General features: G+C 39.7%; 18 protein-coding genes. 14 read left to right on the top strand and 4 right to left on the bottom strand.

What is annotated here, in order from left to right:
* The first annotated feature begins 393 nt into the window (after positions 1 to 393).
* The 13 genes from HMPREF1504_RS01825 to HMPREF1504_RS01765 all read left to right on the top strand — a co-directional run bounded on the left by HMPREF1504_RS01825 (position 394) and on the right by HMPREF1504_RS01765 (position 15,061).
* Positions 394 to 1,863, top strand: a complete 1,470-nt coding sequence (locus HMPREF1504_RS01825) for an anthranilate synthase component I family protein (protein WP_038122944.1) — start codon at positions 394 to 396, stop codon at positions 1,861 to 1,863.
* Positions 1,863 to 2,429: an aminodeoxychorismate/anthranilate synthase component II gene (locus tag HMPREF1504_RS01820; RefSeq protein ID WP_038122942.1), complete on the top strand. Its 567-nt coding sequence runs from the start codon at positions 1,863 to 1,865 to the stop codon at positions 2,427 to 2,429. Before HMPREF1504_RS01825 ends, HMPREF1504_RS01820 begins: the two co-directional genes overlap by 1 nt.
* Positions 2,430 to 2,828: 399 nt before the next feature.
* Positions 2,829 to 3,839 carry an anthranilate phosphoribosyltransferase gene (trpD, locus tag HMPREF1504_RS01815; RefSeq protein WP_038122940.1) on the top strand — a complete coding sequence of 337 codons (1,011 nt, stop codon included), beginning with the start codon at positions 2,829 to 2,831 and terminating at the stop codon, positions 3,837 to 3,839.
* Positions 3,840 to 3,842: 3 nt separating this feature from the next.
* Complete coding sequence (trpCF, locus tag HMPREF1504_RS01810; RefSeq protein WP_038122938.1) at positions 3,843 to 5,273, top strand: bifunctional indole-3-glycerol-phosphate synthase TrpC/phosphoribosylanthranilate isomerase TrpF; 1,431 nt, start codon at positions 3,843 to 3,845, stop codon at positions 5,271 to 5,273.
* 5 nt (positions 5,274 to 5,278) lie between these two features.
* Positions 5,279 to 6,472, top strand: coding sequence for a tryptophan synthase subunit beta (gene trpB / locus HMPREF1504_RS01805; RefSeq protein WP_009661830.1), 1,194 nt, complete (start codon positions 5,279 to 5,281; stop codon positions 6,470 to 6,472).
* Complete coding sequence (gene trpA, locus HMPREF1504_RS01800; RefSeq protein ID WP_038122936.1) at positions 6,465 to 7,256, top strand: tryptophan synthase subunit alpha; 792 nt, start codon at positions 6,465 to 6,467, stop codon at positions 7,254 to 7,256. The genes trpB and trpA overlap by 8 nt, the downstream gene beginning before the upstream one ends.
* A gap of 36 nt (positions 7,257 to 7,292) precedes the next feature.
* Positions 7,293 to 8,276, top strand: coding sequence for a DUF805 domain-containing protein (locus HMPREF1504_RS01795; protein WP_038122934.1), 984 nt, complete (start codon positions 7,293 to 7,295; stop codon positions 8,274 to 8,276).
* A gap of 9 nt (positions 8,277 to 8,285) precedes the next feature.
* Positions 8,286 to 8,861, top strand: a complete 576-nt coding sequence (locus HMPREF1504_RS01790) for a DUF805 domain-containing protein (RefSeq protein ID WP_005381610.1) — start codon at positions 8,286 to 8,288, stop codon at positions 8,859 to 8,861.
* Positions 8,862 to 9,040: 179 nt separating this feature from the next.
* Positions 9,041 to 9,667, top strand: a complete 627-nt coding sequence (locus HMPREF1504_RS01785; protein ID WP_038122933.1) for a DUF805 domain-containing protein — start codon at positions 9,041 to 9,043, stop codon at positions 9,665 to 9,667.
* 319 nt (positions 9,668 to 9,986) lie between these two features.
* Entirely contained in the window at positions 9,987 to 11,120 is a 1,134-nt protein-coding gene (locus HMPREF1504_RS01780; protein WP_038122931.1) for a PLP-dependent aspartate aminotransferase family protein, read from the top strand.
* 12 nt (positions 11,121 to 11,132) lie between these two features.
* Positions 11,133 to 12,317, top strand: a complete 1,185-nt coding sequence (locus HMPREF1504_RS01775) for a MalY/PatB family protein (protein ID WP_038122929.1) — start codon at positions 11,133 to 11,135, stop codon at positions 12,315 to 12,317.
* Between the two features lie 11 nt (positions 12,318 to 12,328).
* A complete protein-coding gene (gene metA / locus HMPREF1504_RS01770) occupies positions 12,329 to 13,288 on the top strand; it encodes a homoserine O-succinyltransferase (RefSeq protein WP_005381637.1) in 960 nt (319 codons plus the stop codon).
* 501 nt (positions 13,289 to 13,789) lie between these two features.
* The gene (locus tag HMPREF1504_RS01765) at positions 13,790 to 15,061 is read left to right on the top strand and encodes an O-acetylhomoserine aminocarboxypropyltransferase/cysteine synthase family protein (RefSeq protein WP_038122925.1); all 1,272 of its coding nucleotides are present in this window, start codon (positions 13,790 to 13,792) and stop codon (positions 15,059 to 15,061) included.
* Between the two features lie 247 nt (positions 15,062 to 15,308).
* Here the strand turns inward: HMPREF1504_RS01765 and HMPREF1504_RS01760 are convergent, their stop codons facing one another.
* Entirely contained in the window at positions 15,309 to 15,902 is a 594-nt protein-coding gene (locus HMPREF1504_RS01760; protein ID WP_038122922.1) for a PepSY domain-containing protein, read from the bottom strand.
* Between the two features lie 319 nt (positions 15,903 to 16,221).
* Here HMPREF1504_RS01760 and HMPREF1504_RS01755 point away from each other — a divergent pair, with 319 nt between their 5' ends.
* Complete coding sequence (locus HMPREF1504_RS01755; protein ID WP_005375383.1) at positions 16,222 to 16,779, top strand: biotin transporter BioY; 558 nt, start codon at positions 16,222 to 16,224, stop codon at positions 16,777 to 16,779.
* A 55-nt stretch (positions 16,780 to 16,834) separates the two neighbouring features.
* On the opposite strand, the gene HMPREF1504_RS01750 is transcribed toward HMPREF1504_RS01755, so the two are convergent.
* Genes HMPREF1504_RS01750 through HMPREF1504_RS01740 form a run of 3 tightly spaced genes read right to left on the bottom strand, consistent with a single transcriptional unit; the run spans position 16,835 to position 20,109 of the window.
* Positions 16,835 to 17,608, bottom strand: coding sequence for a TIGR03943 family protein (locus HMPREF1504_RS01750; protein WP_038122920.1), 774 nt, complete (start codon positions 17,606 to 17,608; stop codon positions 16,835 to 16,837).
* 12 nt (positions 17,609 to 17,620) lie between these two features.
* Positions 17,621 to 19,147, bottom strand: coding sequence for a permease (locus tag HMPREF1504_RS01745; protein ID WP_038122919.1), 1,527 nt, complete (start codon positions 19,145 to 19,147; stop codon positions 17,621 to 17,623).
* On the bottom strand, positions 19,144 to 20,109 hold the full coding sequence (locus tag HMPREF1504_RS01740; protein ID WP_016476035.1) for a GTP-binding protein: 966 nt from the start codon (positions 20,107 to 20,109) through the stop codon (positions 19,144 to 19,146). Before HMPREF1504_RS01740 ends, HMPREF1504_RS01745 begins: the two co-directional genes overlap by 4 nt.
* Positions 20,110 to 20,177: the final 68 nt, after the last annotated feature.

Below are 20,177 nucleotides of genomic sequence, written 5' to 3'. Positions count from 1 at the left end.
ATTCTATAGAAACATTATAATCAGATTATAATTTTATACTCGCCTAAAAGAAACCGATGAGGTGGAGATAAAAATAGGAAATGCACTCACAGAGAGCGGGATTAGCTGAGAACCCGTAGTACGCAGCTTATTAAATGGACCACCGAGGGCGCATGGAACAGAATGAATTTCATTCCTAGTATGGTGCGACGTCACACGAGCGTTAGTCGTGAGGGATATGTTAGTATCCTGCGAAAGAGGAGTGCGCTGCATTCAAACAAGGTGGTACCGCGATTTATAGCATAATACAAGTATTTTCTAATACTCTTGTAAAAATAGAACTATAGACTCGTCCTTGACGTTATATTGTCATGGGCGAGTTTTTTTATTGGCAAATGCCAGATGGAGGTTCTCATGATTTTTCCTAGTTTAGACCGTGTGAAAGCTATCGCACCGGGCTACGATATCGTGCCTGTATATATGGAAATTTTATCCGACGTACGCACACCGATTAGCGTGTTGAAAGCGTTAAAACAAGTGAGCAGTCATACGTACTTGCTTGAAAGTGCGGATAATAGTAATCATTGGGGCCGTTACTCCTTCTTGGGCTATGATCCTAAGATTGAGCTCTTCTGCAAAAATCATCAAATGACTATCAAAGACGGTACAACGCGTACCTTTGAGTGCTCTGACCCAGCTGCAGAGATTCGCAATATTTTGAGCCAATATAAAAGCCCTCGTTTAGAAGAGCTACCAACCTTCACAGGTGGCTTTGTAGGGTACTTCGCTTGCGAATACATTCGCTACATCGAGCCAACCCTTGATTTCCCAACACCAGATGATGACTCTGCTATGGTCAACGATGTAGACCTTATGCTCTTTGATAAGGTTATCGCATTCGACCATTACAAAAATAAAATCTACTTGATTGCTAACATCAGCACAAACGATTTGGAACGCAACTACAACAAGGCTGAGCTTGAACTTAAAGCACTAGCTGACCTCGTAGTAAATGGTAAAGAGGCGGACATTCCAAAAGGAATCCTTAAAACAGAGTTTATCTCTGAGTTTACAAAGGATGAGTTTGAAGCAGTTGTTAAAAAGACACAGCACTACATCAAGGAAGGGGATATCTTCCAATGTGTTGTATCTAACCGCCGTGAAGCTGAGTTCGATGGTAGCTTGTTAAATGCGTACCGCGTATTACGTACGTTGAATCCATCGCCATACATGTTCTACCTATCTGGTGGCGATGTAGAGCTTACAGGTGCTTCTCCAGAAACATTGGTAAAATTGACAGACGGCAAAATGTATACCTTCCCAATTGCAGGTACTATGCGCCGCGGTAAAACCGAAGCAGAGGACCTCGCTATTGAAGAAAAACTCATTAATGACGAAAAAGAGTTGGCTGAACATAACATGCTCGTTGACCTTGGTCGTAACGATTTAGGTAAAATTGCTAAATTTGGTTCCGTACAAGTAGAGGCGTTACATATGTTGCAACGTTTCTCCCACGTAATTCACATTACATCTACTGTAAGCGGTGACATTCAAGATGGTAAAGATGCCCTCGATGCTATCGGTGCTACATTGCCAGCTGGTACATTGTCCGGGGCTCCTAAAATTCGTGCTATCGAAATCTTACACGAACTAGAAAAAAGCCCACGCGGTGTATACGGCGGTGCTGTAGGCTATATTGATTTCTCCGGTAACATGGACGTATGTATCGGCATCCGTATGGCTATGAATAAAGGCGGTAAGGTCTATGTTCGCGCCGGAGCTGGTATCGTTCGAGATAGTGTTCCTGCTAGTGAATACAACGAAACCTTAATCAAAGGCCAATCCATGATTTCCGCAATTACAGATGCACAGGAGGTAGAATAATGGTACTCCTTATAGATAATTACGATAGCTTCTCCTTCAATTTATACCAATTAGTAGGCTCTATCGATCCAGATATTAAAGTCATCCGTAGCGATGAATTAACAGTTGAAGAAATCCGCGCTTTGAAACCAGATTACGTGATACTTTCACCAGGACCTGGCAGACCAGCTGATGCGGGCGTATACGAAGACCTATTGCGCGAATGCAAAGGCGAATTCCCAATCCTCGGCGTATGCCTTGGTCACCAAGCCATCGGCGAAGTATTCGGCGGCACCGTTTCCTATGCAAAACAAGTTATGCACGGCAAACAAAGCGTAGCCAAACAAGTACACCCATCTAAAATCCTAAAAGGGGTACCTGAAGAATTCGAAGTAGCACGCTACCACTCCTTGGCAATCATTGACGAAACCATGCCAAGCGAACTTATCGTTACATCCATTACAGGCGACGGCGAAGTAATGAGCGTAGAACACAAAGACTATCCAATCTACGGCGTGCAATTCCATCCGGAATCTATCATGACACCAAATGGGGAACAAATGATTCGCAATTTCTTATCTAAGTAGTACCAGGACCGGTATTGTCTTATATACATTTGTAGTCGAGATGGAGGCCCTAAAGCCTCCACCGGCCAGATCTGTCCCTGCGGGACAGGGCCAAAGTCGTTTTAGGACCACCATCTCGACTTCATCTTTATTTAAATCCAAATCCGGTCCTATGACCACTTTTAATAAAAATTGTGAATCATTTGTTTCCTTAAATGCAAAAGTAAGAAAACAGCATCGCCGTTTTCCTTCCCAGCGCCGCAGAAACATTTTTAAATATTTAATTGTTGTTCATTTTGATAGCAGTGTAAGCAGGTAGTAGGGCATAAGTCCCTGTGAATCCACAAGCGATATGAATGAGAGTCTATGCCCTATTACCGTTGAACAGAAGCAAAATGAACAACAAGTAAGGAGTTATAAATGATCCAAGAAGCATTATATAAAGTAACCCATGGTCAAGATTTATCTTATGACCTTGCAAAAGATACAATGAACAAAATTATGAGCGGAGATGTAGCCGAAGTCCCTATGGCTGGTTTCTTATGTGCTCTAGCAGCGAAAGGCCCTACTGTAGATGAGGTTACAGCTTTTGCTGAGGTTATGCGTGAAAAGGCTGGTTCTGTTCCGCACGAGCAAACAGTAGTTGAAATTGTAGGTACTGGTGGCGATGAAGCGAATACATTCAACATTTCTACTACATCTGGCTTTATCATTTCTGCCGCAGGTATTCCTGTAGCAAAACATGGTAACCGCAGTGTATCCAGTAAATGTGGTGCTGCTGATTTGATCGAAGCATTAGGCGCTAAATTAGAGCTTAATGGTGAACAAAACGAGGCAGTTCTCAATAAAGCCAATATGTGCTTCATGTTTGCTCCTGTATATCACCAAGCTATGAAATATGCAGGCCCTGTACGTAAAGCGTTGGGCGTTCGTACTGTGTTCAACATCCTTGGACCATTGGCGAACCCAGCAGGCGCTACGGTTGAGTTGATGGGCGTTTACGATAAATCCTTGGTAGAGCCATTGGCTCATGTATTGGCTAACCTTGGTGTGAAACGCGGTGCTGTGGTACACGGCTTCGATGGCCTTGATGAAATTACGGCTACCAACAAAACGTACGTATGCGAAATTAATAATGGTACTTTCACAAGCTACGAATTCGATCCTAAGGACTATGGTTTCGAATACGCTGATAAAACTGAGCTTGAAGGTGGCGACGCAACAGTAAATGCCGAGATTACACGCCGCGTTCTCGGTGGTGAGCAAGGCGGCAAACGCACGGCGGTTCTTCTTAACGCAGGCATGGCCATTTATCTTGCAAAAGAGGGCATTACATTGACAGAGGGCATTGAAGAGGCAAAACATATAATCGATTCTGGCAAGGCTCTTGCTACAATGGAACAATTTGTGAAAGCAACCCAAGAGGTATAATCATTGATTTTAGATAAGATTATAGAGGCTACCAAAATTCGGGTAGTCCAAGAAAAACAGGTGGAATCGCCTGAGGCTATAAAAGCAGCGGCGTTGGCGTTACCATCTGATACAGGATTTCCTTTTGAAGCAGCCCTTCGTCAGCAAGACTTTAACTTTATTTGCGAAGTAAAGAAGGCATCTCCGTCTAAGGGAATTATTGCTGAGCACTTTCCCTATTTAGACATCGCCAAAGAATATGAAGTGGCTGGTGCTGCGGCTATCTCTGTTTTGACGGAGCCAGACTTCTTTAAAGGTGATAAAAAATATTTGCAAGAAATTGCAAACACTGTCAAAATCCCTGTGCTTCGTAAGGACTTCATCATCGATGAGTACCAAATCTACCAAGCAAAAGTGTGTGGCGCTAGTGCGATTCTCCTAATCTGTGCATGTTTAGATGTACCTACGTTAACAAAATTCCGTGAGTTAGCCGATTCTCTTGGTTTATCCTCCTTGGTTGAGGCCCATGACGAGCACGAAGTGCAAATGGCCATCGATTGCGGTGCTCGCATTATTGGCGTTAATAACCGCAATTTGAAAGACTTCACGGTAGACGTACAAAATAGTGTGCGCTTGCGTAATCTCGTTCAAGACGATGTGATCTTTGTATCTGAAAGCGGTCTAGAAACGCCCGAGGACATCCAAGTGTTGCGGGATAACAATATCGGTGTCGCCTTGATGGGGGAAACCTTTATGCGTTCTCCTAACAAGGTGGAAAAGTTGGCATATCTCTATGGTCCCACATACTACACGCCAAAGGTTAAGATGTGTGGCATCTCCAAGGTTGAAACAATTCCTGCTGTAGTGGAGGCAAAGCCAGACTATATGGGATTGGTATTTGCACCGAGCAAACGACAAGTTACTGTGGAGCAAGCTAAAATATTGATTGAAGAACTACATAAGCAATGTATACATCACTATGACACAAAGGTAGTTAAAACAGTAGGCGTTTTTGTTAATGAAACATTAGATAATCTTGTTCGTATTGCTGATACAGCGAATCTTGATGCTGTGCAATTGCATGGCGATGAAGATGAAGCTTTCATCCAATCCTTAAAAGAACGTACTAATGTAGAGGTTTGGAAAGCAATTCAAATCCGCACTGCTGCAGATACAGAAAAATGGATTGATAGCAGTGCAGATATGCTTCTCTTTGATGCATATCATAAAGACGAGAGGGGCGGTACAGGAGAAGTATTCGACTGGTCCTCTTTAGATGCGTTTGAACGTCCATTTATGTTGGCTGGTGGTATCGATTCTACGAATGTGGCGCGTGCGATTCGCACCGTTCGCCCATATGGTATTGATATTAGCAGTGGCATTGAAACAAATGGTGTGAAGGACGATGAGAAGATTACAGCTTTCACCAAGATTGTGAAGAGTATAGGAAGGTAAGTTATATGAGTGAAGAAAGACATGGCTATTTTGGCGCCTTTGGTGGTCAATTTATGCCAGAAACATTGATGAATGCAGTCATCGAATTGGAAGAAGCGTACAATAAGTACAAAGATGATCCAGAGTTCGTGCGCGAACTTGAGGATTTACATAAAAAATATACAGGTCGTCCCTCCCTTTTGTATTATGCAGACCGCATGACAAAAGATCTAGGTGGTGCCAAAATTTATCTGAAACGGGAAGATTTAAACCATACTGGTTCTCACAAATTGAATAACGTAATTGGCCAAATGCTATTGGCAAAACGGATGGGTAAAACACGCGTAATCGCTGAAACTGGGGCTGGTCAACATGGTGTAGCAACAGCTACGGTAGCCGCATTGATGGGCATGGAATGTGAAGTATTCATGGGTGCTGAAGACTGTGAACGCCAAGCGCTCAACGTATATCGCATGGAATTGTTGGGCGCAAAGGTACATCCTGTAACAACAGGTACTAGCACATTGAAAGATGCTGTATCCGAAGCTATGCGCGAATGGACAAATCGTATGTCCGATACACACTATGTGTTGGGCTCCGTTATGGGCGCGCATCCATTCCCTATGATCGTTCGCGATTTCCAATCCATCATCAGCCGTGAAGCGCGTGAACAAATTCTCGAAGCGGAAGGTAAATTGCCAACAGCTGTTATGGCCTGTGTTGGTGGCGGCTCCAATGCGATGGGGATGTTCTATAACTTCATTCCTGATGAAGGTGTACGCCTCATTGGTTGTGAAGCAGCTGGCCATGGCGTAGATACAGATATGAATGCTGCTACGATGGCAAATGGTACAGTAGGTATTTTCCATGGTATGAAATCCTACTTCTGCCAAGATGAAGATGGTCAAATCGCACCGGTATATTCCATCTCTGCAGGCCTTGATTATCCTGGCATCGGACCTGAACATGCGTACTTGCGCGATAGTGGTCGTGCTGAATACGTACCTGTTACAGATGATGAAGCAGTAGATGCGTTTGAATACCTATCCCGTTTAGAAGGGATTATTCCTGCTATTGAAAGTGCTCATGCGGTGGCACATGCACGTAAAATTGCTCCTACCATGAGTAAGGACGATATCATTATTATTTGTTTATCTGGTCGTGGCGATAAGGACGTTGCTGCTATGGCGAAATACAGAGGGGTGGATCTTCATGAGTAAAATTAAAGATGCTTTCACAAAGGGCAAGGCATTCATCCCATTTATTAGTGCTGGTGACCATGGTATTGAGAACACGGAACGGTATATTCGCATCATGGTGAAAGCTGGCGCTGATATGGTGGAAATCGGTATTCCGTTCTCGGACCCGACAGCGGAAGGCCCAGTTATCCAAGAGGCAAGCACGCGTGCATTGTCTACAGGTGTAAAAATTCACGATATCTTCGATATGGTACGCCGTTTGCGCAGTGGTGATGATGCGGTGACAGTGCCACTCGTATTCATGACCTATTTGAATCCTATCTATGTATTCGGTCGTGAAAAATTCTTTACCCTCTGTGAAGAGGTTGGCATTTCTGGCGTTATTGTGCCAGATATGCCGTTTGAAGAAAAAGGTGAACTTGGAACAATTGCTCATAAGCATGGTGTTGAAGTAGTATCCTTGATTGCTCCAACATCTGAAAACCGTATCGAAATGATCGCAAAAGAAGCGGAAGGTTTCGTGTATTGTGTATCGTCCTTGGGCGTTACCGGTATGCGTAGCGAAATTAAAACGGATATTAAATCCATCGTTGAAACCATTCGCAAATACACAGATATTTCTGTAGCCGTTGGCTTCGGTATTTCCAAGCCTGAACAAGCGGAAGCTATGGCGCGTGTATCCGATGGTGCTATCGTAGGGTCTGCTATTGTTAAAATCATTGCTGAACATGGGGAAAATGCAGATCAAGCATTGTTTGATTACGTACAATCTATGAAACAAGCTGTTTTAAAGGCTGGTGCATAATATAGTTGCCCTGTCGTTTGAGAAAAAGGATGTTTAATGATACGACAATTAGTAATTGATACAATAAAAGATAATATTATAGATCGGTATTGTGATTTTTCTGGCACTATTTCTCGGGGCGCATTTTGGCGATTTATGCTCGTTGAACATTTGATTGTTGGTGTTTGCTTAGCCGTGCTAGGTTTACTGTCCCTGTATAGTGCCCTATTTATATATACAATAGGCATAGTTTTTGCGCTGTGGTTTATTTCGATTATGGCCCTTACATTGCCTAATTTGGGTGCTATGGTACGTCGCTTACATGATACAAATAATAGCGAATGGCTTTTGCTATTAGGGTTTATTCCCTATATAGGCATTCTAATCGTTATCGTATTATTGCTGCGAGGCACAAAGAAACATCCTATTATTGAAAGCTCAGTTGAATCCTTTGAAGAAATAGATTTATTTAGCGATAACGCGGTGGATAATCCGCAAAACCTAGGTATATTAAGCAATGCATCTCATACATCATATGGGAAAACAAGTATTATTGCTGCTGTTTTTCTTACTATTGTTAGCTGGGGGATTGGGATATATAGTTTTTCCTCTGCTGCAGATAAGGAAATCGATGCGTATTTACAGATGCAACCTGGTGCGTTTATGATTATGGCACAGAAGACCTTAGGTAGTAGTACAGCTGTTGAATCTGCTAAACAGGTTGTAATAAATTATTATACATATCTTAATAAGGAACAATATCAAGAGGCATATCGTTTATTGGCTCATCGAGAACGTGAAAAATATGGCACCTATGATCAATGGGTTAAATCTGTTAAAGCTACTCATAATCGTCAAATGTCTTCGCTCCGTTTACAAGCTGTGTTGAGAGATGATGACGATGTAGATCATATTTCCTTTGAGCTGACTTTCACAGATAAAGCCTATCCTAATCAAATGTTCGTCAAGATGATATATGAACGTGATACGTGGCGTATTGAGTCGATTGTGCCGTACGATCAAAAATTTGAAGAGCGATAAGGAGGGCCTATGAATCAGAATATGATATATGATGTAAGTTATATGGATGCCCTTAAACGTGGATTCAAGCAATATGTTACCTTTTCTGGTCGTGCTAGCCGCAGTGAGTTTTGGCGTTTTATGGTGTGCCGAGAAATTATTTTAGACGGGCTAGCTGGTTTCGGTCTTATCGTAGATATGGTGCTCGGCAATACATCGGCTGCTAGTGATTATGCAATGGTGCTGCTCGTCATATTACAGCTCGTATTTTTTCTACCCAGTCTTGCTATTACCTGTCGTCGATTGCATGATGTTGGAAAGAGCGGATTAACATTTCTTTTAGTATTTATTCCTATTGTTGGTATCTTTGTGCTCTTATCTAATCTTGTGAAAAAAGGTGACGTATCCATGAATGTGTATGGGGGAAAAACAGGGTATACCTGTGTTACACCTGTTATGGAGCAACAGTTAGGCCTAGAGCATACGCCTACTGTAAGAGAAGATATTTTGATGGGTGCGGTGGCTATTATTTTATACGTTTGGATTTTTACCCAGCAGTTTGTTGAAAGTGCATGGGTATCCTTTAATGCTAGAGGCATGTTCTAGTCAAACCTCGTTTTACCATTTGGTAAGACGAGGTTCTTTTTATATGAAAATTTTATGAAAGTTTAAATGTGGATTTATTGACTATATTGAAAAATATTGTAAAATGAATAATAGATGAAACTAAATAATTCGAATTAGATAATAATGTATGTAAATCATATTGTAGAAAGAGGTTCGGCATGCGTGCTTGTCCAAAGTGTGGACAAAGAATACCTAGTTCAGAGCGTTATTGCCCGTATTGTGGGCATATGAAAAATATTCCATTACCACTTGATGCCTATGAATTGGGTTTTATAGAAAATTTTAAACACTGTGTGGTTCATAAATATGCGGATTTTGAGGGCCGTGCTAGTCGCAGTGAATACTGGCATTTTATGCTTGTGTACCAATTAATTATAGCCATTATATTATTTATATGTGCTGCTATTAGTTGTGTAACACCTGTATCGGGGACAACGGGCGTTGGACTAGGTTTGGTAGTCCTTTTTATTTTGTCCATTGGATTTATCATACCAGGTGTAGCCGTTGCTGTTCGACGTTTACATGATCTTGGTTGGTCTGGGTGGCCTGTTCTATTGGGACTCATTCCTTTTGTCGGGATTCTGGCAGTATTAATATTAATGGCCTTGCCTGGAAAGACCGCGGCTAACCGGTTTGGAAATCCAACAGGGGTAGAAGTCATTACAAAGCAAATGGCACATAAATATGGATTTATTGATGCGACCCCATCTACACCATTGACTATAGTACTTATAGTGGTGTTAGTTGTACTATGGTTACTAGTGGATTGGATGTTAGCAAATTGAATATATGTATAGAGCATCAGGATTAAAATAGAAGGTCTGTGAAAATGAGCAAAATTGCATTTTCACAGACCTTTATTGTATGTAAACTAAAAGTTATGACAACTCATTCAAAATACATATGACTCAATAGACGTATTCAGCTATATGACAAGCCTTTTTAATTGACTAAGCACAGCGTACTTTTTATAATAGATATATTATAATACTATAGTTTCGTAGTGGGATTATTATTTCCTAGTTAAATACAGGAATTATATTATCTACAGTTGTAGTTTGCAGATAGAAACATATCTTATCAGATATATAAGGAGACAATACGATGAAGTTTAATACAAAATGCGTCCACGGTAGTGGCAAACCAGATAGTACAGGGGCAATCTCTCCAGCCATTTATATGTCCAGTACATTTACACATCCTGGTTTGGGTGAAACAACAGGATTTCAATATACACGTGAGTCTAACCCAACTCGTGATCGCCTTGAAACATTAATTGCAGGACTTGAAGAAGGTACTGATGCAATCGCTTTTTCTTCGGGGATGGCTGCTGTTGATGCAGTATTCCATTTGTTTTTCCCTGGAGACCATGTTATTTTAGGGGATGATTTGTATGGTGGATCTATTCGATTATTTACTAATATCTACGAAAAGAATGGTGTCGAATTTACCTATGTAGGTACATCTGATCTTGATGCTGTACAAGCAGCTTTTAAACCAAACACTAAAGCTGTGTACATTGAAACACCTACAAATCCGATGATGGAAATTACCGATGTACGTGCGTTGAGTAAAATGGCACATGACCGTAATGCACTTGTTATTGTAGATAATACATTTTTAAGCCCTTATTTCCAAAAACCATTACATCTTGGTGCAGATATTGTTGTCCATAGTGGGACTAAATTTATCGGTGGTCATCATGATGTAATTTCTGGATTTACCATTGTAAAAGATGATGAATTGGCAGCTCAATTGCGCCTTATTTATAAGACAGTAGGCGCGTGTTTATCTGCCTTTGATAGCTGGCTTGTCATTCGTGGCATCAAAACTTTGGCGCTCCGTATGGAACAGCATCAAAAGAATGCCATTGCTCTCGCAGAATGGTTGAAACAAGAACCGAAGGTAACAAAGGTATTATTCCCTGGACTTCCAGAACATCCAGGCTATGAAGTGAACAAATCTCAAACTACTGGCTTTGGCGGAATGTTGTCCTTTGAAGTAGATAGTGAAGAGACCGCTAAACAAGTGTTAGAAGGTATTCAATTGATTCAATTTGCTGAAAGTTTAGGCGGCACCGAATCCTTGTTGACATATCCTGTTACACAAACACATCCAGATTTAAAACCTGAAGATGCGGAACGCAAAGGGATTACACGTCGCTTGTTGCGCTTGTCCGTTGGCATTGAAGATACAGATGATTTGATTGCTGATTTAGCACAAGCTTTCAATAAATAAAAGGAGGCTATTATGGGCCGATATAATTTTGACAAAATCGTAGATCGCAAACATACAAAGTCTCTAAAATATGATTTTGCTGTACAACGTGGTAAACCTGCTGATGTATTACCATTTTGGGTAGCGGATATGGATTTTGAAATTCCTAGTGAATTAAAGCAAGTCTTGTTAGAACGCGTTAATCATGGTATTTTCGGATATACGGAATCTGATGATGCATATTTCAATGTACTAAAAGAATGGTTCGCTAGTCGTTTTAATTGGAATATAGATAAAAAATGGCTCGTAAAAACTCCGGGCGTTGTATTTGCTCTTGCTATGGCAGTGCGTGCTTTCACAAAGGAAGGGGAAGGCGTACTCATTAATCAACCTGTATACTATCCATTCAGCATGGTCATCGATGATAATGATCGTAATTTGATTAACGTTCCTTTAATTCAAGGGGCAGATACATATACAATCGATTTTGAAGGCGTAGAACGCGCTATTGTTGAGCATAATGTAACATTATTCTTGCTTTGTAATCCGCATAATCCTGTGGGCCGCGTGTGGACCGAAGATGAGTTAAAACGTCTTGGTGATATTTGTATTAAACATAATGTTATTATTATTAGCGATGAAATTCACGCGGATTTCGTATGGGATGGTCACAAGCATACTGTTTTTGCTAATCTTGGTGAAAGCTATGCTGAGCATTGCATCGTTTGTACAGCACCTAGTAAGTCCTTTAATATTGCAGGCTTACAAGTATCTAATATTTTCATCCCTAATGATTCCTTGCGGCGTAGATTTGTCAAAGAAATCGACCGTGCAGGCTATAGTCAATTGAACACGATGGGACTTGTAGGTTGCCAAGGCGCTTATGAAGTGGGTAGACCATGGCTTGATGAATTAAAGGGATACATTCAAGGGAATATTCAATATACCCTTGATTATTTTAAGGAACATTTGCCAAAGCTTCACATGTATCGACCTGAGGGTACGTATCTCATGTGGTTTGATTGCTCTGAACTGCCATTGACACCAGAAGAACGTGAACGGTGGCTACTTAATGAAGCAAAGCTATGGCTGGATAGTGGCTCCATGTTTGGTAAAGATGGTGAAAAGTTTGAACGCATCAATGTTGCCTGCCCTCGTGCAACATTGACAGAAGGTTTAGAGGCATTGCGTCGCGCTTATGTCGCTAAAGGGTTTTAGGAGGTTTCACAATGCCGATTAAAGTTATTAAGAATTTACCGGCTATAACAAAGTTAGCACAAGAGAATATCTTTGTAATGGATACGGAACGAGCGGAAACACAACAAATTCGTCCGCTTCATATTTTGCTTATCAATTTGATGCCTACAAAAGAGGTTACGGAAACACAAATCCTTCGCGCTCTTAGTAATAGCCCATTGCAAGTAAACTTAACTTTATTGCATACAGCATCTCGAAAATCTAAGAATGTAGATGAAGAATATTTAGAGACTTTTTACCGTACCTTTGACGAAGTTAAAGATGAGTGTTTTGATGGCTTAATTATTACCGGTGCTCCTGTAGAACTGATGCCTTTTGAAGAGGTTGACTATTGGGATGAGCTTGTAGAAATTATGGATTGGAGTGAAGAACACGTATGCTCCACGTTCTATATTTGTTGGGGCGCACAGGCTGGCCTGTACCATCATTTCGGCATTAATAAACAAATTATGGATACTAAATTGTTCGGCGTTTATGAACATGATATCTATAACGACCAACCGGTTCTCTTACGAGGTTTTGATGAAAAGTTCTGGATGCCGCACTCCCGCCATACTACAGTTTCATTAGAGCAAATTAAAGCACATAGGGAATTAGAATTGTTAGCTGGTTCTGAACCAACTGGGGCTGCCATCGTACGAAGCTTAGATAACAAACACATCTTTGTTTTTGGTCACTCCGAGTACGATTGGGATACACTCAATCGCGAATATGTACGAGACCTTGCTAAAGGTGAAGACATTGCGGTACCAGAAAACTATTTTCCTGATGATGATCCAAAACAAAAACCAATCGTAAGATGGCGTTCCGTAAGCACATTGCTATTTACGAATTGGTTGAACTATTACGTATACCAAGAAACACCATATATTATTGAACAAATTCAGAAAATGAAGTTTGAACGAGATAAAAATTTTGGTGCTTATATTTAAATACAGAGTATGTAAGTGAACCGAATGTGTTCCCAAAGACTCCACCGGCCGGGTCTGACTCCGGCCTACGGCCTACGCAGGGCCAAAGTCGTCTTTGGGAACGCATTCGGTTCTTTCCATATCCATTTGTTTTAAGGTACACCAAAATTTTGGTAGAGCCCGAAGTCGTTTTGAGAACTGGTAGGTTCTTCTCATTTCGAACTTTAAGTTGAAGGCACCCAAATTTTGGGAAGCCAAAGTCGCCTTTGGAAATTCATTCGGTTCTTTCTATATCCATTTGTTTTAAGATATGCCAAAATTTTGGTAGAGCCCGAAATCGTTTTGATATCCCACAGGTTCTTTATATCAATATTATATTCAAAGGGAGCCAAAATTTTGGCCATAGCTTATAGTTATGGAGAATGTATTATAAAAAGTGGTAGACATATTTTTTAATACATAGTAATATAATAGGCATAAGAAATGAAGTTTATTCCTTTAGATGAATGGGAGTTGAATTTAATGAGCAAACAATATAAATTTGAAACATTACAATTACATGCAGGTCATACGGTGGATCCAACAGGTTCTCGTGCAGTACCTATTTACCAAACGACATCTTTCGTATTTAAAGATGCAGAGGAAGCAGCTGGCCGTTTTGCTTTGACTAATCCTGGTGGTATTTATTCTCGTCTTGGCAATCCTACTACTGACGTATTGGATGCTCGTGTAGCTCAACTTGAAGGTGGTGCTGGTGGTATTGCTGTAGCATCTGGTTCTGCAGCGATTACATACTCCATTTTGAATGTAGCAAGCGCAGGTGATAATATCGTTGCTGCATCTACATTGTATGGTGGTACATATAACTTATTCACTGCTACATTGCCTCGTTTTGGTATCGAAACTAAATTCGTTAATCCTGACAATTTGGAAGAGTTTGAAGCAGCTATTGATGACAACACAAAAGCTGTATATATCGAAACTATCGGTAACCCTGGCATTAACCTTATCGATGTTCAAGCAGTAGCTGATATTGCACATAAACATAATATTATCTTAATCGTAGATAATACATTCGCATCCCCATACTTGTTCCGTCCATTAGAACATGGTGCAGACGTAGTCGTTCACTCTGCTACTAAATATCTTGGTGGTCATGGTACAACATTGGCTGGTGTAGTTGTAGAATCTGGTAAATTTGACTATAAAGCATCTGGTAAATATCCTAGCTTTGCTGAAGGGGACGAACACTACAACGGTCTAGTATATGGTGACTTACCAATTCCTTTCACAGTAAAAATCCGTGCTCAATTACTTCGCGATACAGGCGCATGCATTACGCCTTTAGCAGCATGGCAAATCTTGCAAGGTATCGAAACATTGTCCTTGCGTGTAGAACGTCACGTAGAAAATACTCGTAAAGTAGTTGATTTCTTGAGCAAACATCCTAAAGTTGCTTGGATTAACTATCCAGAACTTGCAGATAGTAAATATAAACCATTAGCTGATAAATACTTCCCTAAAGGGGTTGGTGCAGTATTCACATTCGGCGTAAAAGGCGGCAAAGAAGCAGGCATTAAATTGGTTGATGCATTGCAAATCTTCTCTAACCTTGCTAATGTGGCGGATGCTAAATCTCTTGTTATTCACCCTGCATCCACAACACATGCACAACTTAACGAAGAACAACAAAAATCTGCTGGCGTAACACCAGATATGATCCGCTTGTCTGTTGGTCTTGAAAATATTGATGATATTATCGATGATCTTTCTCAAGCATTGGATAAAGCTTAATCTTAACTTCTCAACTCCTTAAAGCATAACTCCAAAAACCTATAGAACATAAAAAGAAAACCTTGTAAAGAAAAAGACCTTGAATTCAACGATTCAAGGTCTTTTAATATGTGTATATGTGTGTTTAAAAGGGTTTGTTTTATGTGTGTATAGTTTTTATGAGTGTTTAGTTTTATGAGTGTGTTAAGAAATTGGAGAGATATATTATATAGTGGTTAGGTGTATCTATATAATATATGGGTTATGCTTAGTATTTTGTAGTTTTTACTTTAGCACTGAGAACTTTACCGGAAATAGCATCGATCTTAACGTCTGCTTTTTTGTCGCCGCCGTTAGTCATGTCTAGTTTGTAGACAAGTTTGTTGCCGTCCATTTCCAATTCCCATTCCATTGTTTGGAAATCGCTGCCTACGCGTTCGATAGCTCTTGTTTCAGCAGATTCTGGTGTGATGGAGTTTTGTGGATTAAAGCTATGAGATTTCTTTAATTTGTTCCATGCACTAATGGATTTTGCTTGATTGGAAACAACTTGACCTGTTGCTTCATCGATTTTCATTTCCACTTTTTGTGTCTTAGTATATGCTTCTACTTCGTAAGTTGGATGATGTTTTGCATCATAGGAGATAGAAGTTACCATTGCATCTGGATAGTAGCGATGCAATGTAGTAACAGCGCCTACGTAGTCGATTTCGCTACTTTGCATTGGAGATGCTACGCTACCAACACCATTCCAGGAACTAGGAGCTGGGTAAGCAGGAGCTGCAGATGCTACGCCTGCAATCAATACAGTACTTACGCCAAGAGCACATAATACTTTAGATAAATTATTTACTTTTTTCATGTTAATTACCTCCATAAAAGGATTTTGCTCAAAAGCAATTGTGCAAGTAGATTTTACTCAATCTACTTATACATAATTTAATATCATAAAATGAATATAAAATGAAAAACTAAAACTATATACTTATTTTTAGGTATATACATAATATATTCGACATACATTATGTATATCCTCTTTTTTTATTTGCATATTTTGCATAATGTAAACTTAATATAAGTATATATGGTTGACATAAATAAAATGGAATGGTTTAATAACCTTGAATAGATATGTAGTTTGTTTAGATAGGTTTCTTTTATTCTATTAATGGAGGTATACCATGAGTTCCATTTCCAATCGACGTCTCAGCACAAGAGAGTTGACAATGACAGCCTTATTTGTAACATTAATTACAGCCGGTGCATTTATTCGTGTGCCACTTCCAAACTGTCCATTTACACTGCAGATTTTATTTACTACACTGGCTGGTATTATATTAGGCAGCCGCCTCGGTGCCATTAGTGTAGGGATCTATATTATATTGGGACTTATCGGTGTACCTGTGTTTACATCTGGCGGCGGGCCAGGCTATGTATTGCAACCTACATTCGGCTATTTGATTGGATTTATGGTTGGCGCTTATGTGGTGGGGCGCTTCAGTGAGCTTTCACCAACACATTCTGTTAAAACATTGCTCATTGGTGCTATTATCAATCTGCTTATTGTATATGGTTTTGGCATGATTTATTTATATATGATAATGAATGTATATTTAGGGACACCTATTGGTTGGTGGGCTGTTATCTGGTCTTGTTTCTTGATTCCTGTTGGGCCTGACGTATTTTTATGTGCTGTAGCTGCTGTGATGGGGAAACGTATTATAGGCCATTTGCGATAATATATACAAAATAGTAATAGAGGGCTATCACATTTGTGGTAGCCCTTTTACTATATTATGGATATACATATCCTAAAATTTCTTGTGCATCTTTTGTTTTGTTAATTTCTATGTATGGTTGCTTGCGCCCGTGAAAGTCTCGTGTGGATACAGTGCCTTCTACGGTTACCCATTGTTTATTGCTATAAGAATCCCCATCATTCTTATGCATTGTTAGACCAATAGGGGCGACGTCTGCAATACAGCAAGCCATGGCCATACGTGAAAGTGTAAACTCATTGGATTTTAATGTATTGTCTTCTCGATTAACATAACCTGTCATATAGATTTTGTACCCTACATATTCCTCTGGTTTAGAACCGAGTGCAACGATGGTGCGATAATAGTTATCCGAGTTTAATACGATTTCCTTTTTAGATTTTGAAATGCCAGGATCTTTGGCCTCATTATTGATTGTAATAACTTCGCCAATATCGTCTTGAGAAAAATTAAAATCATTAGTATCTTCTGTGGCGGCTGTATTTCCAGTTACTTGTACAGAATTAGGCGATAAAATTGGTGGAACCACAAATAACACAAGAGGAAGTATGATTGGTGTAATAGAGCGCCAATTATGTTTATATTGTTTATTTGGGGACCAAAGGATTGAAATAATGCCTCCCAATAACAGTGCTATACCTGCTAAGAGTAAAAATAATTCATATCGAGGAGCCACATATAATTTATATTGGCCCGTAATGAGTAGATATAAAAAACTAATACCTAATGCCGTATATAGCAGACCCTTGATGACACTGAGTATATCTTTGTTTCGTAGTTCTGATAACATAGTCTGTTCTCCTTATACATTAAATAAAAATTGAAATAGCAATGTCATGATATACGTAATAATACTTATAGTAATAACTAAGCGAAGTATAAATGATGTTGAGATATACTGACGTAACATATATACGTTTTTGATGTCAATCATAGGACCTAACCATAGGAAACCAAGAACTGCTGATATAGGAAATAAATTGCTTAACGAACGGCCTATAATGGCATCTGATGTAGAACATAGGGAGAAGAGGAAAGCTAAAGCTAGTAATAATGCATTAGCAATAGGTGTGGCTACATCGAGTGAACCAGAAAAGAAGGTAGGTTTTATCCATACTTGGAATAGGGCTAATGTGAAAGCTGCTGCAGAGAAGTAAATAAGTAATTGACTGAATTCACGCTCTATGTGCAATAGAAAGATTTTCTTTTTATTGCCTTCTTGATTTGGTGAACCATACTGATAATCTTTTGGCTGAGGTAAATTGTTAGTGATGGTAGATAATTTGTGTGGTTTCCATTTAAATGTGAGGGCCACCATACATGCGATTAATATACCACCAATTATGCGAGCTAGTATTATTTGTGGCGTATCTGGAAATGCATAATAGGTTGCTAATAATGCGATGGGGTTCATAATAGGACTTGCGAGCATAAACAATAATCCTATATGTTGAGGGATACCACGCTTTAATAATGCATTAAACATAGGAATAGTAGCACAATCGCAGATAGGTAATACAAGACCGCTACCAATGGCGATGCCATAGCTTTTAATAGAGTCTGCTTTCAGATAACGCATTAGCCAACGATCCGGTACCAATAGTGTGATAGCAGAAGAAATGATGGTTCCTAACAATAAAAACGGTATCCCTTCAAAAATGATGCCTGATGCAATGGCCAAAACTTGATGGATGGAATAGGAAATGCTATGACGGAATACAGTGACCAGTAATATATATAATGTCAATATAGCCACAATACCGTACAACGACCATGGCCATATCGGTTTAGTTAGTTTATTGTGGATGTCTTTTGTAGTGGGATTGACTAATATGGAACATTCCGGATTGTAGGATTGTAAGAGTTTCTTTACTGCTTTGGTTTGTGTCGTATCATTCGCATATAACATAATATAATCGGCGCTGTATAGTTGCGATACAACTCTATCCCCCAGTGCCTGTATCATAGATGTTATACTGTTGCTGTTTGCTGTGTAGATGACGCGTTCTAGATGACAGAATTCTTTTAGAATTGAATTGAAGAAGATGAGTTCTAACTGTTGAAATGAAAACATGCCATTCCATTCAACCCATATTTCTTTCGGCGTTGTCGTAGAAAGATAATCCTGTATCTGTTGTACTACATGATGTAGATTTTCTTCTATATCATCTGGCTCAATCGATAAAGGCTTTTTTATAAACTCTGTATTACCTGTTTCAAAGCTGATAATTTCTGTAGAGCCAAGTTTCTTTCGTTCTCGTAGCTCTACATTGATTAGGGAGGTTTTACCAGAGCCTAATAAGCCCATTACGATATATACAGGAATCATGATGCACTACACACTTTCTCCTGTATGGATGAAATGTCTATATCGGTGCCAATAACAACTAGGTGGTAGTCCTTTAAGTGCGTATCTGTAAGAGAACAGGATTGGAGGGTGTATTGTAATTCCATAGGTCCTGAAGTGGTAGGAACGATACCTTTAACACGTAGTACTGTAGACGGTAATTTATTACAAAAATCAATCCATTGCGTATGAGTGAGGGTTTGTAGATTATGGAATGTATAGCTCACAAAAGGTTGGTGCTCATGATGGTGGCCGTCATGGCCATGATGACTGTGATTGTTGTGGTGAGCACCGTTGTAATCCTCACTGTCGTTACATGTATGGCAACTGCAGGTTTCGGAATCATGTTCATGTGCCTTATGAGTATTAGATTTTAGTTGGTGTATATCCTGTTGAAGTGCATCTACATCGGTATAAATTGGTGTATGTGGTGCTAATTCAACGATGAGTTGTTTTGCTTTTTCAACCTGTTTTTCATCCTCTATGTGAGTAAGTAGAATAGCATAACAGTGTTTTATTTGGTCTTTAAAGAAGGGACCAAAGTTCTTAATTGCCATAGGTGCCTGCATAGCATCTACGATTGTAATAATCATGCTGATATAGGCTTTACTGGTGATATCGTCATCGTCACAAGTATATAAAATTTCACTTAATTTGCTCACCCCAGATGGCTCTATATAGATTTGATCGATATCTTGCGTAGATAGAATATCGATTAAGGCATTTTTAAAGTTGCCTTGGAGACTGCAGCAAATACAACCGGATGTTACTTCACGTACAGTTGCGCCCGATGTGGATAATTGCTTTGCATCGAGACTGGTTTCACCAAAATCATTTTCTATAATTAATATACGTTCATTGGTGTTACGACAGTTTAATATATGTTGTAGATACGTTGTTTTTCCGGCTCCTAAGAATCCGGATATGATCGTAATTGGTATCATAATACGCCTCCCTTGTAAATGTAAACATAGTATACTACTCTTACATAACATATAAAAATACCCATAAG

The organism is Veillonella sp. ICM51a (genome assembly GCF_000524355.1).
Classification (GTDB): domain Bacteria; phylum Bacillota; class Negativicutes; order Veillonellales; family Veillonellaceae; genus Veillonella; species Veillonella atypica.
The sequence above is the reverse complement of the archived record's forward strand: the minus strand, read 5'-3'. Positions and strand labels throughout refer to the sequence as shown.

Coding starts and splice junctions, on each gene's coding strand:
- HMPREF1504_RS01825 (WP_038122944.1), top strand. CDS start 394: ATGATTTTTCCTAGTTTAGACCGTGTGAAAGCTATCGCACCGGGCTAC.
- HMPREF1504_RS01820 (WP_038122942.1), top strand. CDS start 1,863: ATGGTACTCCTTATAGATAATTACGATAGCTTCTCCTTCAATTTATAC.
- trpD (WP_038122940.1), top strand. CDS start 2,829: ATGATCCAAGAAGCATTATATAAAGTAACCCATGGTCAAGATTTATCT.
- trpB (WP_009661830.1), top strand. CDS start 5,279: ATGAGTGAAGAAAGACATGGCTATTTTGGCGCCTTTGGTGGTCAATTT.
- trpA (WP_038122936.1), top strand. CDS start 6,465: ATGAGTAAAATTAAAGATGCTTTCACAAAGGGCAAGGCATTCATCCCA.
- HMPREF1504_RS01795 (WP_038122934.1), top strand. CDS start 7,293: ATGATACGACAATTAGTAATTGATACAATAAAAGATAATATTATAGAT.
- HMPREF1504_RS01790 (WP_005381610.1), top strand. CDS start 8,286: ATGAATCAGAATATGATATATGATGTAAGTTATATGGATGCCCTTAAA.
- HMPREF1504_RS01785 (WP_038122933.1), top strand. CDS start 9,041: ATGCGTGCTTGTCCAAAGTGTGGACAAAGAATACCTAGTTCAGAGCGT.
- HMPREF1504_RS01780 (WP_038122931.1), top strand. CDS start 9,987: ATGAAGTTTAATACAAAATGCGTCCACGGTAGTGGCAAACCAGATAGT.
- HMPREF1504_RS01775 (WP_038122929.1), top strand. CDS start 11,133: ATGGGCCGATATAATTTTGACAAAATCGTAGATCGCAAACATACAAAG.
- metA (WP_005381637.1), top strand. CDS start 12,329: ATGCCGATTAAAGTTATTAAGAATTTACCGGCTATAACAAAGTTAGCA.
- HMPREF1504_RS01765 (WP_038122925.1), top strand. CDS start 13,790: ATGAGCAAACAATATAAATTTGAAACATTACAATTACATGCAGGTCAT.
- HMPREF1504_RS01760 (WP_038122922.1), bottom strand. CDS start 15,902: ATGAAAAAAGTAAATAATTTATCTAAAGTATTATGTGCTCTTGGCGTA.
- HMPREF1504_RS01755 (WP_005375383.1), top strand. CDS start 16,222: ATGAGTTCCATTTCCAATCGACGTCTCAGCACAAGAGAGTTGACAATG.
- HMPREF1504_RS01750 (WP_038122920.1), bottom strand. CDS start 17,608: ATGTTATCAGAACTACGAAACAAAGATATACTCAGTGTCATCAAGGGT.
- HMPREF1504_RS01745 (WP_038122919.1), bottom strand. CDS start 19,147: ATGATTCCTGTATATATCGTAATGGGCTTATTAGGCTCTGGTAAAACC.
- HMPREF1504_RS01740 (WP_016476035.1), bottom strand. CDS start 20,109: ATGATACCAATTACGATCATATCCGGATTCTTAGGAGCCGGAAAAACA.